The sequence below is a fragment of the Streptomyces sp. NPDC014734 genome, from assembly GCF_043083325.1.
GTDB lineage: Bacteria > Actinomycetota > Actinomycetes > Streptomycetales > Streptomycetaceae > Streptomyces.
This window is the reverse complement of sequence record NZ_JBIBYN010000030.1, coordinates 1-14,149: the sequence shown is the minus strand read 5'-3', so window position 1 is coordinate 14,149 and position 14,149 is coordinate 1. Positions and strand designations below refer to the sequence as shown.

The window sequence follows — 14,149 nt, the reverse complement described above, 5'->3', positions numbered from 1 at the left end:
CGGCCACCCCGGTTCCCTCCCGGGCGGAGACTTCCGAACGGGGTGGCCGGCCGTGCGGTATCCGGCACGGGCCCGACTCGCGCGGCGCGACGGCCTCTTCCCAAGGGCCGGCAGGCAGTCCAGGATGGTCCCTCCGCGGCTGCCTCACGTGCCGTCGCACCGGTGCGGCACGCCTCTGCGGAACGGGCGTCCGCGGGGCGCGGCACGCGCGGGCGGCACCCGTAGAGCCTCTGCCGACGTGCGTGCGAGCACTCGCGGACCCAAGCATGGGGAGGACGGTATGCGCGCGAAGCCACCGCGACGGCACACCGGTTCCGCGTTCCCGCGCGCCACCTGCCAGCACCTGGACTAGGAGCACCCGCATGGACTTCGGACTCGTTCTCCAGACCGACCCGCCCGCCTCGGCCGTCGTCGATCTGATGCGCCGCGCCGAACGCAACGGCTTCCGCTACGGCTGGACCTTCGACTCGGCGGTGCTCTGGCAGGAACCGTTCGTCATCTACAGCCGGATCCTCGAACACACCGAACACCTCGTCGTCGGCCCCATGGTCACCAATCCCGGCACCCGCACCTGGGAGGTCACCGCCTCCACCTTCGCCACCCTCAACGACATGTACGGCAACCGCACCGTCTGCGGCATCGGCCGGGGCGACTCGGCGATGCGTGTCGCCGGACGCAGTCCGAACACCCTGGCCCGCCTCGGCGAGGCCATCGACGTCATCCGCGACCTCGCCGAGGGGCGGGAGGCGGACGTCGACGGTCAGCGGCTGCGCATTCCGTGGGTGAAGGACGGCAGGCTGCCGGTCTGGATGGCGGCCTACGGTCCCAAGGCGCTCGCCCTCGCCGGGCGGAAGGCTGACGGTTTCATCCTCCAGCTCGCCGACCCGTTCCTCACCGAATGGATGGTCAAGGCGGTGCGAAACGCCGCCGCGGAGGCCGGCCGCGACCCGGACTCGGTCACCATCTGTGTGGCGGCCCCCGCCTACGTCGGCGACGACCTCGACCACGCCCGTGAGCAGTGCCGTTGGTTCGGAGGCATGGTCGGCAACCATGTCGCGGACCTGGTCGCCCGGTACGGCGAGCACTCCGGCATGGTCCCGGACGAGCTCACCGCCTACATCAAGGAACGGCACGGCTACGACTACAGCCACCACGGCCGCACCGGAAACCCGGACACGGCGTTCGTTCCGGACGAGATCGTCGACCGCTTCTGTCTGCTGGGCCCCGCCGAGGCACACATCGACAAGCTCCGCGCCCTGCGCGGCCTCGGCGTCGACCAGTTCGCCGTCTACGCCATGCACGACGCGCGCGAGGCGACGATCGACGCCTACGGGTCCCGGATCATTCCCGCCGCGTCCGTCTGACCCGGTCCCGCGACGGTCACACCGGGGCCGTCGAACGGTTCAGCAGTGCGTTGATGTCGTAGGTCTCGTCGGGTGGCGGCGTCGCCGCGGGCACCGGTCGGCCGAAGGCCGAGAGGTTGACGACCGCGTGCGGCCCGCCCCCCTCCACCGTGATCTTCAACGGGTACGGCCTGCCGGTGGCGGCGACGTACATCGTCAGTGTCCGGTCGTCCCTGATCCTGGTCAGCGGGACCACGGGAGCCCCGTCGAGGGTGGTCCGCCGGCCCTTGTTCAGCGTTCCCCGGTCGTTGTCCGCGTTGTCGACGACCACATGGCGGAACGCGTCGAGATCGCACGCGTCGGTCACACCGCGCAGCCTGGGATCGTCGGCCGTCGCCTTCATCCAGCGCCCGTTCAGGATCGCGGCGAACGCCGGACCGCCGACCGGGACCTGGTTCTTCCAGAAATTCGCGTCCGGTTTGGCCCACACGTCGTCGCCGCGCTTCACGACGCGGACCGAGCCCCGGGTACCGCCGAGGTCCACCGAGCCGTCGCAGTCGCCGTTCCGGTCCAGGGTGAGGTCCAGCGCCGCCGAGGGGTTGCGTCCCTTCAGGTCGCCCCGCGTGTCGACGTGCAGGGAGCGGACGCTCAACAGCGCGTCGCGCGAGCGATCGGCGATCTGCTGGGCGGAGAGCGTGTCGATGCCGTTGTCCGCCCGGGCCACCCCACCGCCGACGAGGCCACCACTCGTGAGTCCCAGCACCAGGGCCGCCACACGGACGGCTCGGGGTGTGCCGCTGCGTCGGTTGGTCACGGCGCCTCCCTCCGGAGGGCCCCTCGGGGGCCTGTCGAGGCGTGCGATCAGGTCCATCCGAGCGTACGACGGGGCGGAACGGCGCGCGCGGCGCGGGGAACGGGGTACGGCGGTCCACCGGACGTCCCTCACCCCACGCCGCACGCTCCTGTGCCCCACGTGCGCCGGGCGTCCGCGCGGCCGACGACGTCCGCACCCCCTCCGGCCTCCCCGCCGAACGGTTGAGCGGACCGTCCCTCAGTCGTTACCCTCCGGTAAGGGTGTTCGGACGCACGGACGCGGGCACGGCCCGCCGACACGAGGGAAGGCGGGCAGCCCATGTCCTCGACGCAAGCGGTGACGACCGCCGAGCCGGTCCGCCCGCCCGGACTGGCCGACAGCGCACGGGAACTGGCCGAGGGGCGTACCACCTCCGTCCAGCAGGTGTCCGAGGCGCTGAACCGGATCGAGGCGAGCCGGAGCACCCTCAACGCCTTCCGGCATCTGCGCGCGGAGGCCGCGCTCGCCGAGGCCGCCGAGGCCGACCGACGGCTCGGCGCGGGGGAGCGGCTGCCCCTGCTCGGGGTACCGGTCGCGGTCAAGGACGACACCGACGTCCTCGGGATGCCCACCTACTTCGGCTGCGACGGCGACCTGCCCGTCGCCGCGGCGGACAGCGAGGCCGTGCGCAGACTGCGGGCCGCGGGCGCCGTGATCGTCGGCAAGACCAACTCCTGCGAACTCGGGCAGTGGCCGTTCACCGAGGGCCGCGCCTTCGGAGCGACCCGCAACCCGTGGCACACCGGACACACCCCCGGCGGTTCGTCCGGCGGTTCCGCCGCGGCCGTCGCCGCCGGGCTCGTGCCCGCCGCCCTCGGGTCGGACGGCGCCGGCTCCGTCCGCATCCCCGCGGCCTGGACCCATCTCGTCGGCATCAAACCGCAGCGCGGCCGGATCTCCGTCCACCCGCAGAGCGACGCCTTCCAGGGACTCACCGTCAACGGGCCCCTGGCCAGGACCGTCGCCGACGCCGCCCTGCTGCTCGACGCCGTCGCCGGACCCCACCCGGACGACCCGCACCGCCCGCCCGCCGTCGAGGCGTCCGCCGCCGCCCGCCGCGACCCCGGCCGCCTGCGCATCGCCGTCGCCTGGCGTCCCCCGCTCACCCTCACCCGCTCCGAGCCCCACCCCGATGTGCGACGGGCCGTCACCGAGATCGCCGAGGCCCTCGCCGGACTCGGCCACGACGTCGAGGAGGCCCGGCCGCGCTACGGGCTGATCGGCCTCGGCTTCGTCCCCCGCGCCACCGCGGGCATCGCGGAACTCGCCGCACGCCACCCGGACCCGGCCCTCCTCGATCCCCGTACCCGCAGCGCGCTGCGGACCGGGACCCGGCTCGGCGGCCGGGTGGTCCGGGCGGCCCGGGCGAGGGAGGTGCGCCAGCACCGCAGGATCGGCGCCTTCTTCCGCACGTCCGGCACCGGCGCCGGGTACGACATGCTGCTCACCCCGACGACGGCGCTGCCCCCGCCCCCGATCGGCAGGTTCGACGGACTGAGCGCCTGGCGCACCGACGCGGCGATGGCCGAGGCGTGCCCGTATGCCTGGCCCTGGAACGTCCTGGGCTGGCCCGGCATCAACGTGCCCGCCGGATTCACCGCCGACGGGCTGCCCGTCGGCGCCCAGTTGCTGGGCCCCTCCCGCAGCGAGGAACTGCTGATCTCGGTCGCCGCCCAGCTGGAGGCCGACCGGCGCTGGTACGAGCACCGGCCACCCGCCCCGTCCCCCTGAGGGCCTGTCGACGGGCTTCGGGCCGTGCCTTCGGACCGGTGTCGTCCGGTCGGGAGGGCGCCGACCGGACGGTGGCCTCGCCACCGGACCACCCGACCGGCCCACCGGGCCACGACCGGGTGATCCCACCCGCCGGGAACGCCGTCCGGGCCCCAGCCGTCCGCCGGACGGCGAACGACGTTCGCACGGGAGCGCCACAGGCAGGACCATGGAATGGACCCGAGTGGACGGGTACCGGAGCGATGGGTGGTGACCAGCATGGCGTCCGCAGGCCCCCCGCCGGCGTCCGGCGCCGAACCGCCGCGGCCCAGCCTTCCCCGGCACTCCGTCGACACGGCGAACGACGCGACCGCGGTGGTCTCCGGCACGGGGACGGTCGTCGGCTGGACGCAGAGCGCACAGGACCTGCTGGGATACCGCGCCGCCGAGGTCGTCGGGCGGCCCGCGGCCTCCCTGCTCGCGATGCCCGAGAACCCGGTCCGGGTGGCCGTGATCGCCGAACGCTGCCGCGCGGGCGTCGGGTGGAGCGGGGGCGGCGAGGTGCGGCGCCGCGACGGAGAGCGGATCGCCGTGGACCTGCGGGTCTCCGCCTCGTTCCACCTGGACGGCCGGGAGACGTTCCTGGTCTCGGCGCGCGAACGCAGGCCGGAATGGGCGGTGGGCCAGTCCGTGCTGGACGCCTTCCTGACCAATTCGCCGATCGGCATGGCGGTGATGGACCCGCAACTGCGCTACGTCTGGATGAACGACACCCTGGAACGCTTCGGCGGCGTCCCGCGCGAGCACCGGGTGGGACGCCGGATGAGCGAGGTGCTCCCGGGGATGGAGGCGGGCGCCATCGAGGCGCTGATGCACAGCGTGCTGGAGACCGGCGTCCCCGTCATCGACTACGAGTACCAGGGCTGGAGCTGGGCCGACCCGCACCGCCGACGCGCCTACTCCACCTCGTTCCTCCCCCTGACCGACGGCGACGACACGGTCACCGGCATCTGCTACATGGTCCTGGACGTCACCGACCGGTGGAAGGCCCAGCAGCGCCTGGCCCTGGTCAACGACGCCGGAGCCCGGATCGGCAGCACCCTCGACGTGATGCGGACCGCCCAGGAACTCGCCGACTTCGCGGTGCCGCGCTTCGCCGACCTCGTTCTCGTCGACCTGCTGGAGCCCGTCGCCAGCCCCGGGGAACCGGGCGTCCGGTCCAGTGGCCCCGGACCCGCGGCATTCCCCGCCGCACCGCTCCCGGGCAGTGACGCGCGCACGGGCGCGTCGTCGTCCCGGCCGCGGATGCGGCGCGCCGGGATGAGCTCGGTGCGCGAGGGCTGCCCGGAAGCGATCCGCCGGATCGGGGAACGGGTCGACTTCGTGCCGCCGCCGCACGACTTCCGGTTCCTCGTCGAGGGCGAACCCGTCCTGATCCCGGTCCTCAACTCCTTCAGCCATCTGATGACCGTCGAGGAACCGGAACGCGCCGCACGCATCCGTGAGTTCGGCCTCCACTCCCTCATCGCCGTACCCATGAGGGCCAGGGACACGGTGCTCGGACTCACCACCTTCGTACGGTCGGTGAACCTGGCCCCCTTCGAACCGGACGACGTCCTGCCCGCCCGCGAACTGGTGGCACGGGCCGCCGTGTGCGTGGACAACGCCCGCCGCTACACCCGCGAGCACGCCGCGGCCCTGACCCTGCAGCGCAGCCTGCTCCCGCACACCCTGCCCGGCGGGATGGCCCTGGACGTGGCCTCCTCGTACCTCCCGGCGGACGCCAAGGACGGCGTCGGGGGAGACTGGTTCGACGTGATCCCGCTGTCCGGCGCCCGGGTCGCCCTGGTCGTCGGCGACGTCGTCGGACACGGCATAAGCGCCGCCGCGACCATGGGGCGGCTGCGCACCGCGGTGCACACCCTCGCCGACATGGACCTGCCCCCCGACGAGCTCCTGGCCCACCTCGACGACCTCGTGATCCGTCTGAGCGAGGAGGAACCCGAGGGCGGGGCGAGCGACACGACGGTCCTCGGCGCCACCTGCCTGTACGCGATCTACGACCCGGTCACCCAGCTCTGCACCATGGCCCGCGCCGGTCACCCGCCCCCCGCCGTCGTCTCCCCGGACGGGCGCGTCAGCTTCCCCGAACTGCCCGCCGGCCCCCCGCTCGGCCTTGGCGGAATGCCCTTCGAGACCGCCGAGATCGCACTGCCGGAGGGCAGTCTCATCGGCCTCTACACCGACGGGCTCATCGAGAGCAGGGACCGGGACGCCGAACTCGGCATGTCCCGGCTCGGCGGCGCGCTCGCCCAGCGCGGGCTCTCACTCGACGCACTGTGCGAGTCCGTCGTGGAGCAGCTCCTGCCCGTCCCGCAGCCCGACGACGTCGCCCTGCTGCTCGCCCGCACCCACGAGCTGAGCGCCGACCACGTCGTCTCGTGGGAGGTACCGGCCGATCCGGCCGCCGTCGCCGGTGTCCGGGCCCGCACGGCCCGGCTGCTGCGGAGCTGGGGACTGGAGGAAATGGAGATGACGACCGAGCTGATCGTCAGCGAACTCGTCACCAACGCGCTGCGGTACGCCGACGGCCCGATCCGGCTGCGGCTGCTGCGCCAGTCCGTCCTGATCTGCGAGGTCTCGGACGCCAGCAGCACCTCGCCCCGGCTGCGGCACGCCAGGACCACCGACGAAGGCGGGCGCGGCCTCTTCCTGGTCGCCCAGCTCACCCGCCGGTGGGGCACCCGCTACACCCCCGAGGGGAAGGTCATCTGGACCGAGCAGGAGCTGCCGCCCGGCGCGATGTGACCGGCTCCGGCGCGCGATGCGGCGGGCTCCGGCGACAGCCCGCCCGTGCACACCCCGCATGTCGTGCTCATCGCCATGTACACGAACCCGTCATGCACGCACCCGCGATACGGGCACTCCTGCACACATGAACCCGCATGCGGACGTGATCATACGATCTACGGCCGGTGAGTATAGTCCGCTGCATGTTCCCCACCTTCCCCCCATGTGGTCAGCCCGCGCGTCGTGCGCGGCCGCGCACGCGCGACCTCGCCGTGCCCAGCTTCCGAATACACGGCCGGGGCTGGTGACGATGCCGACGACGACGCGGAATACGCGGACGCGCCCCGACCCCACGCACGGGTCCGTCTCGCGGCTGCGCCGTTGGGACTGGCCGGTGCTGCTGGTGTCCGCCGTGTCGGCCCTCGCGGTGGGCCTCTCCTCGCCCTCCGGCACGGGGCACGAGGCGTGGGGCCTCATCGCCGCGGTCGGGTACACGATCGCCGCGCTGGCCGCGGTGGTGTCCGCCACCCCGTGGGCCCGGGTCCCCGCCGTGATCGCGGCCGCGGGATCGGCGCTCGCCCCCCTGCTGTACCTCGTCGCGATCGACAAGGCGCAGATGGAGGTCGGCGTCGTGGAACGGTCGGCGGACCTGCTGGTCTCCTCCGGCACCGCGTACAACGCCGCACCGCACGTGGTGCCCGACTTCGATCCTTACCTTCCCGGCATGTCGGTCTTCGGGCTCCCGCACGTGATGTTCGGGGACACACCGTTCACCAGCGCCCGGCTGTGGTTCGTCCTCGGATTCCTGGCAGCCGTGCTCGGGGCCGTGCGGGTGCTGACCGGGGGCCGGGGCGACGGCGCCGCAGGTGCCCGGCGGACCGTCGGCGGCATCGACGCCGCGACGGGCGTCTTCTGGCTGCTCGCCTGCCCCGTCGTCGCGCTGCCGCTGACCACCGGAGGCGTCGACCCGCCGATCATCGGGCTCATCTGTCTGGCCCTTGCGTTCGCCGAGCGGCGCAATGCCCTGGGTGCGGGTCTGGCCCTGGGGGCGGCTGCCGCGCTCAAGTGGACCGCATGGCCCGCCCTGCCGGTGATCGTCGCCATGTTCGCCGTGTGCTGCGGCAGGCGTGCCGCCGTCAAGTGCGCGGGCGTGGCCGTCGGTATCGCCGTGCTCTGCACCGTGCCCGTGGCCCTGGTGAACATCGACGCCTTCTACCGGAACGTGATCCTCTATCCGCTGGGACTGGGGGAGGCGGCGTCGACCGCACAGAGCCCGCTGCTCGGCCACCTGATCGTGACGCTGGTCCCGCACGGCCGGACGGTCACCGTGGCGCTCATCGCGCTGAGCGCTCTGGGCGTGGGTGTGTCGCTGCTGGTCCGTCCGCCGCGGACCCCCGTCGCCGCTGCCGATCGGCTCGCCTACGGGCTGTTCTTCGCGATCGCCCTGTCCCCGGCCACCCGCATCGGATACGCCATCTTCCCCGTCGTCCTGTTCGTCTGGCCGCGCTTCGCCGCCCGGCTGGCCGCGGGACGCCCCGGGTCCGACGCCGACGCCGGGGCCGAAGAGCCCGGGGCCCAGCGGGTACGTGTGCCGCGGCAGGCGAACGGCGAGCCGACCCCGGCCGGTGCGGCCGACGTGTAGCGCCACGACTTCGGGCAGAAGCCCGGAAGGGGGGAACCCCGGCGGGAATCCGTGTGATTCCCGCCGGGGTTCCCCTCTGCGTACCGAGTGCACCGACCCGGTTACGGAACCCGGGCCGTCCACTCGGCCGTACCGAACTTGGTGCGTACGAGTTCCTCGGCGCGGGCCATCTCCTCCGACGTGACCTCGCCCGCGGTCAGGCCGTGGCGCCTGCGGAAGGAGTCGATCATGTTGTCGATGACCGCGGCGCGGGGGAGGCCGGTCTGCCGACGGAGCGGGTCGACGCGCTTCTTGGCGCTCTTGGTGCCCTTGTCGGACATCTTCTCCTTGCCGATGCGCAGGACGTCGAGCATCTTGTCGGCGTCGATGTCGTAGGACATCGTCACGTGGTGCAGTACCGCACCGGACCCGCCGGCCGGGCCCACGACGCGCTTCTGGGCCGCACCCGCGATCTTCCCGACCTCGGTCGCGATGTCGTTGAGCGGCTGGTACCAGGCCTTGATGCCCATGTCGCCGAGCGCACCGAGCACCCAGTCGTCGAGATAGGCGTAGCTGTCGGCGAACGACAGCCCGGAGACGAGGGCGTCCGGCACGGAGAGGGAGTACGTGATCGTGTTGCCGGGCTCCACGAACATGGCACCGCCGCCGGAGATGCGGCGGACGACCGTGACACCGTGGCGTTCGGCGCCCGCCGGGTCCACCTCGTTGCGCAGCGACTGGAAGCTGCCGATGATCACGGCGGGCGAGGCCCACTCCCACACCCGGAGCGTGGGCGGGCGACGGCCCGCCGCCACCTCGGCGGTGATGACCTCGTCGAGCGCCATGTGGAGCTCGGGGGACTGGGGGTCCTCGTGGATGAGCTGCCAGTCGTAGTCGCTCCACTCGGTGGCCTGCGCGAGCGCCCGCCGTACGGCGACGGCTACGCCCTCGGAGGTGAGACCCAGCATCACCGTCGAGGCGGGCAGCACCGCGTCGATCCGGGCGGCGAGTTGGGCGGTGGCGGTGTTGGCCGGAGCGCCCTCCAGCGCCGCGTCGATCGCCAGGATCGCCTCGTCCGGTTCCAGGAAGAAGTCCCCGGCCACCCGCACGTTCCGCAACGCGCCGCCCTCGACGTCCAGGTCGACGACGACGAGCTTGCCGCCCGGGACCTTGTACTCACCATGCACGGCCGTGCCTCCAGACCGACTCTTCCGCGATTCGGGCGCCGATCACACAGGACGCCACTGTCCGTGAAGTCTACGGCCGTCCCGTAATCCCCGGCGGGCGGGAGCGTCGTCGGGCACGCACGCCCGCGGACCGGGAGCGGACCGGCGGCCGTCCGGCGGGGGCGCGCCCCGGGGCACGGGCCGCCGCCGGTCCGGATCGGCCGGCCGTGAGGACGCGCCAGTCGCGCGTGCCGATGTCTGCGGGGGTGCCGTCCAGGATCCTGGCCGCGCGCGTCGCCGGTTCGAGGACGACGGTGGCGAGGCTCGCCCAGCGTCGGCCGAGCGGCTCGTCCGGGTCGGGCAGGCAGGTCACCGGCGGTTCCCCCTTCCCCGTCACCAGGAAGCCCACGAGGTCGTCGGGCGTGACCGGCGGCGGGGCGGCAGCGAGACGGGCTCGGACGAAGTCGCGGCGCTCACCGGAATCGGGCTGGTAGAGCCAGGTCTTCTCGTCCGCCGCCGGAGTCGGAGTCAGGAAGTGGTTGGTGCGCACGAACGTGCCGCCGCCGGATCGCACGGGGAACACACCCACCGGGCTCAGGTCGAGCAGGACGGTGTCCGTCCCGTCGAGGAGAGCGAACGATCCGGAGGAGGCGAGCGGTGCGCCGCGCACGATCTCGACGGCCTCGGCGACGCTGCCCGCCTCCGCCGGGACGATCGCCGCCAGCACGTGCACCGGGACGCCGCCGGTGCCGTCGAGGGCATGGCCGAGGATGTTGAAGTGCAGGGCGAGACCGGCGCTGTTGACGCCGATCTTCCCGAGGATGCCGTTCTCGGTGAGACCGGCACATCGTGCCTGCCGCCGCGCACCTCCTGCGTGTGCCACATCTCGTTCAGCTCGAAGTGCCAGTCCCAGGTCGGGACGCCGAACACGGCCGGGGCCGAACGGCCGTCCCCGGCGGTGCGGTGCACGAGCGTGGTGCATTCGCCGGGCGGCACGGCGGCGCTGCGCGCGAGGATCTCGGTGCGCGCGTCGAGGGCGGCGACGCGCCACACCTCCACGCCCGCTCCCCGGGCGATCCCCTCGATCTCGGCGCGTGCCCCCGGACGGAATGCCCCGACGGAGTCGAGGGCGCGTTCGGCGTCCTCGCGCACCCGTGCGGGGGCGATGCCCCCGAGCGCGAAGAGGCGGTCGTACGCGTCGATCGCGTCGGGGATGCCGTCACGCAGTTGTTCACCGCGGGCGATGCCGCGGGTGTGCGGATCGGCGTCGGCGGCGACGTGCCGACGGTGGTCGGGGCGGGGGATCGACGTCGTGGTCACGAGCGTCCTTTCGCGGTGTTCGGGTGGAGCCGCACGGCACCGCCGACGACCGTCGCGAGGTCGGCGTTGCCGGGCTGTGCCTGCGGGGCGAGACGGAGTGGACCGGCCGCGAACACGGTGAGGTCGGCGAGGTGGCCGGCGCGATCCGGCCGAGTTCGTGGGAGGCGCCCGCAGCGTGCGCCGCCGCCATGGTCATGCCGGCGTACGCTCGCCCCGGTCCCGGCGCGGGCCCGTGTCGTCAGGTGGGCGGTGACGCCCCGGTCGTGGCACCGCCGTCCGGCGGCCGGGCCGGGCCGCTGTTCGCGGCGGCCCGCCGGGGCGCGCCGCCTCGTACCGCCGGTCGTCCGCGCCCGGAGCGGGACGGAGTCGTCCGTGGTCAGGAACCCTGCGCGGGCGACGGCGCACGGGTCTGCTCGACCAGCAGGGCGGTGACGTCGCTGAACCTGCCGCGGCGCGCGTGAGCGGCCCGCTGACGGTGGGCTCCGCTGCCGGAGCGGAGCAGTCGGTCGACCAGGCCGGTGACGACGGCGGTGTCGCCGCAGGCGTCCAGCCCGGGCAGCGCGTCCCCCACCGAACGGTCGAGCAGCGCACGGGCGGGTGTCAGGTCACCGGTGGCGGTGTCCAGACCGTCCCCCTCCAGGCCGTCGTGCGCGGCACGCCACAGGGCGAGGCGGAGTAACCGGTCGGGAACGTCGGCGGCGGGGCGGTCGTCGGCGACGGCGCGGAGGGCGGTGGTGGCCAGGCCGCGGACGAGGAGGCCGAGCAGCAGCGCCTCCTCGGTGGTGGCGGCCACGTCGGCGACGCGGATCTCCAGCGTGGGCAGGTGCGGGGCGGGCCGGATGAACCAGTAGACCATCCTCGAGTCGAGAGCGGCACCGCAGCTCAACAACGCGTCGACGGCGCGGTGGTAGTCGTCCGGAGTGCGGAACGGCGGCGGGGGCCCGGCGGAGGGGAGACGTGACCAGAGGATGTTGCGCCAACTGGCATGGCCGGTGTCCCGCCCCCGGTAGAAGGGGGAGTTGGCGCTGAGCGCGAGCAACGTGGGCAGATGGGGGCGTAAGTGGTTGGAGACGGCGAGGGCGGTGGGGAGGTCGGGCATGCCCACGTGCACGTGACAGCCGCACACGGTGTGGGACTCCACCAGGTCGCCGAAGCGACTGCTGATGCGGTGGTAGCGGGGTTTGTCGGTGAGCGGCAGGGTCACGGGGGCGCCGTACGGGGCGCAGCCTACGGCGGCGAGGCCGAGACCATGGTGCTCCGCGGATTCGGAGAGCGCGTGCCGTGCCGCCGCCACGTGGTGGTGGGCCTGAGCGGCGGAGCGGCAGACGGGGGTGGCGGCCTCCACCTGGAACCGGGTGATCTCCTCGGTCAGCGCGCCGGCGGCGGGTACGGCACCGCGCAGGACGAGGGGCGCCTGGGCCGCCAGGTGGCCCGTCTCCGGGTCCAGCAGCAGGAATTCCTCCTCGATGCCGAAAGTGGGCGGCGAACCGTGGTACGCGTGCGGCGAGTTGGTGCGACCGTGTGCCATATGCGACTCCGTTCCTGCGGGGCGGAGAGTGCTTCCCCGCATCAGAAAGCTGGTGTCGTCGCGACCGGGCCGGGCGATGAACCGCTCCGCGTCCGAGCCGCGTTGGTGGGGACGCGTGCCTGACGGTGTGTCGAGCATGGGGCCGAGTCAGGGTTGCATGTTCGAGCCGGGGTGGCCAGGCCACCCCGGCCCCGGATGGTGCGGTTCGGGACGCGGCGTCGATCGCCGCGGCGCGGCGGTGGGCGGTGGTGAGTGCGGCGAGGCAGCGGCGGGGGCCGTGCCGCGGCGGTCGGCCCTCGTACGCAGGTGCGAAGGGGATGCAGGTGACACAATGGTGCGTGTGGCTCCACTGGTGGATGTGGCCTGCCGGAATGCGGAGCGCACGGCACGGTGGGGCCGGGAGAACGGGTGATCGACCTCGGAAGTCCGAGAACGGAACGGCCTCCGCCGTCGCGGCCGGGAAGCGGCAGTGCCACCGCCGCCCCTTTCCCGTCGTACGCGGCCGGAAAGGGCGGCGACGGTACCGAGCGGAGCGAACCCGTGGGCCGGGAGACCGGCCGCGGTATCCCACGAGGTGATCCGTGCGGTGATCCACGAGGTGCTGGAGCGTGACCGAATGCCCCTGCCCGATTCCGCCGCGTCCACATGGCGGCGCGAGGACACCGTGCGGACCGCGGGGCTGCTCGCGGTGGTGGCCGTACTGCACGTGGTGGCGTTCGGAGTGTTGTTCCTGCTCGTCGTCCCGCGGCATTACGAGGCAGGCTCCGAGGTGTTCGGTATCGGGCTCGGGATCACCGCGTACACGCTCGGTGTGCGCCATGCCTTCGACGCCGACCACATCGCCGCCATCGACAACACGACACGCAAACTGATGGCGGACGGCGGAAGACCCGTGTCGGTGGGTTTCTGGTTCGCGCTCGGCCATTCCAGCGTGGTCGTCGCCATGGCCGCGCTGGTCGCCGGGGGAGTGCGGCTCGCGGGGACACTGATCGACGAGGGCTCGGGCGCGCATCGGGCCCTCGGCGTGATCGGTACGAGCGTCTCCGCTTCCTTCCTCTACCTGATCGCGGTGCTGAACCTGATCGCGCTCGTCGGCATCCTGCGTGTGTTCCGGGCGATGCGGGCCGGACGCTACGACGAGGCGGAACTGGAGCGGCACCTGAACGCGCGCGGATTCATGAACCGGGTCCTCGGCCGGTTCACCCGGTCCGTCACCGGGCCGGGGCAGATGTATCCGCTCGGCCTCCTCTTCGGCCTGGGTTTCGACACCGCCACCGAGGTCGCCCTGATGGTCATGGCGGGCAGCGGGGCCGCGGCCGGGCTTCCCTGGTACGCGATCCTGTGTCTGCCGCTGCTGTTCGCCGCGGGGATGAGCCTGTTCGACACCCTCGACGGCACGTTCATGAACTTCGCCTACCGGTGGGCCTTCTCCCACCCGGTGCGCAAGGTCTTCTACAACATCGTCGTCACCGGTCTGTCGATCGCCGTCGCTCTCCTCATCGGCACGATCGAACTGGTCACCGTGGTGCACGACGAGCTCGGTCTGCGGGACGCGGTCACCGGCTGGATCTCCCGTCTGGACCTGGGCGACGTCGGCTATCTCATCGTCGGCCTCTTCGCGCTGGTGTGGGCGGCGGCGTCGGCCTACTGGAGGATCGCGAAGGTCGGGGAACGCCCGTCCGTGCGAGCCGTCGGCGGTCGTTGACACGGCCCGGGACGGACGCGGTCCGGGGCCGTGTGGTGGGTGTGTGCCACGTGGTCCCGGACCGTGGGGAGGAGAGCGAGGGGATGGGGTGGGGTTCAGCCCTTGCGTGCCTT

9 protein-coding genes are annotated in these 14,149 nt (G+C 73.0%); 5 read left to right on the top strand and 4 right to left on the bottom strand.

Annotation, left to right across the window (positions count from 1 at the left end):
* The first annotated feature begins 362 nt into the window (after window positions 1-362).
* Window positions 363-1,364, top strand: coding sequence for a TIGR03842 family LLM class F420-dependent oxidoreductase (locus ACF1CT_RS32995; RefSeq protein WP_391787691.1), 1,002 nt, complete (start codon window positions 363-365; stop codon window positions 1,362-1,364).
* 16 nt (window positions 1,365-1,380) lie between these two features.
* On the opposite strand, the gene ACF1CT_RS32990 is transcribed toward ACF1CT_RS32995, so the two are convergent.
* A complete protein-coding gene (locus ACF1CT_RS32990) occupies window positions 1,381-2,157 on the bottom strand; it encodes a hypothetical protein (protein ID WP_391787690.1) in 777 nt (258 codons plus the stop codon).
* Window positions 2,158-2,475: 318 nt separating this feature from the next.
* Between ACF1CT_RS32990 and ACF1CT_RS32985 the strand changes: the two genes are divergently transcribed.
* The 3 genes from ACF1CT_RS32985 to ACF1CT_RS32975 all read left to right on the top strand — a co-directional run bounded on the left by ACF1CT_RS32985 (window position 2,476) and on the right by ACF1CT_RS32975 (window position 8,338).
* A complete protein-coding gene (locus ACF1CT_RS32985; RefSeq protein WP_391787689.1) occupies window positions 2,476-3,927 on the top strand; it encodes an amidase in 1,452 nt (483 codons plus the stop codon).
* A gap of 258 nt (window positions 3,928-4,185) precedes the next feature.
* Window positions 4,186-6,714, top strand: coding sequence for a SpoIIE family protein phosphatase (locus ACF1CT_RS32980; RefSeq protein ID WP_391787688.1), 2,529 nt, complete (start codon window positions 4,186-4,188; stop codon window positions 6,712-6,714).
* A gap of 292 nt (window positions 6,715-7,006) precedes the next feature.
* On the top strand, window positions 7,007-8,338 hold the full coding sequence (locus ACF1CT_RS32975) for a glycosyltransferase 87 family protein (RefSeq protein WP_391787687.1): 1,332 nt from the start codon (window positions 7,007-7,009) through the stop codon (window positions 8,336-8,338).
* A gap of 101 nt (window positions 8,339-8,439) precedes the next feature.
* Here the strand turns inward: ACF1CT_RS32975 and ACF1CT_RS32970 are convergent, their stop codons facing one another.
* From ACF1CT_RS32970 to ACF1CT_RS32960, 3 genes are all read right to left on the bottom strand, one after another.
* Window positions 8,440-9,504, bottom strand: a complete 1,065-nt coding sequence (locus ACF1CT_RS32970; protein ID WP_391787686.1) for a biotin/lipoate A/B protein ligase family protein — start codon at window positions 9,502-9,504, stop codon at window positions 8,440-8,442.
* Between the two features lie 70 nt (window positions 9,505-9,574).
* Window positions 9,575-10,366: a C45 family autoproteolytic acyltransferase/hydolase gene (locus tag ACF1CT_RS32965; protein WP_391787685.1), complete on the bottom strand. Its 792-nt coding sequence runs from the start codon at window positions 10,364-10,366 to the stop codon at window positions 9,575-9,577.
* Between the two features lie 813 nt (window positions 10,367-11,179).
* The gene (locus ACF1CT_RS32960) at window positions 11,180-12,331 is read right to left on the bottom strand and encodes a glutamate--cysteine ligase (protein ID WP_391787684.1); all 1,152 of its coding nucleotides are present in this window, start codon (window positions 12,329-12,331) and stop codon (window positions 11,180-11,182) included.
* 616 nt (window positions 12,332-12,947) lie between these two features.
* Between ACF1CT_RS32960 and ACF1CT_RS32955 the strand changes: the two genes are divergently transcribed.
* Window positions 12,948-14,036 (top strand): HoxN/HupN/NixA family nickel/cobalt transporter, encoded by a 1,089-nt coding sequence (locus ACF1CT_RS32955; RefSeq protein ID WP_391787683.1) that lies wholly within the window; start codon window positions 12,948-12,950, stop codon window positions 14,034-14,036.
* The last annotated feature ends 113 nt before the right edge of the window (window positions 14,037-14,149 follow it).

What these genes read in the sequence shown, in the direction of transcription:
- ACF1CT_RS32995 (WP_391787691.1), top strand. Translation starts at nt 363, where the DNA reads ATGGACTTCGGACTCGTTCTCCAGACCGACCCGCCCGCCTCGGCCGTC.
- ACF1CT_RS32985 (WP_391787689.1), top strand. Translation starts at nt 2,476, where the DNA reads ATGTCCTCGACGCAAGCGGTGACGACCGCCGAGCCGGTCCGCCCGCCC.
- ACF1CT_RS32980 (WP_391787688.1), top strand. Translation starts at nt 4,186, where the DNA reads ATGGCGTCCGCAGGCCCCCCGCCGGCGTCCGGCGCCGAACCGCCGCGG.
- ACF1CT_RS32975 (WP_391787687.1), top strand. Translation starts at nt 7,007, where the DNA reads ATGCCGACGACGACGCGGAATACGCGGACGCGCCCCGACCCCACGCAC.
- ACF1CT_RS32960 (WP_391787684.1), bottom strand. Translation starts at nt 12,331, where the DNA reads ATGGCACACGGTCGCACCAACTCGCCGCACGCGTACCACGGTTCGCCG.
- ACF1CT_RS32955 (WP_391787683.1), top strand. Translation starts at nt 12,948, where the DNA reads ATGCCCCTGCCCGATTCCGCCGCGTCCACATGGCGGCGCGAGGACACC.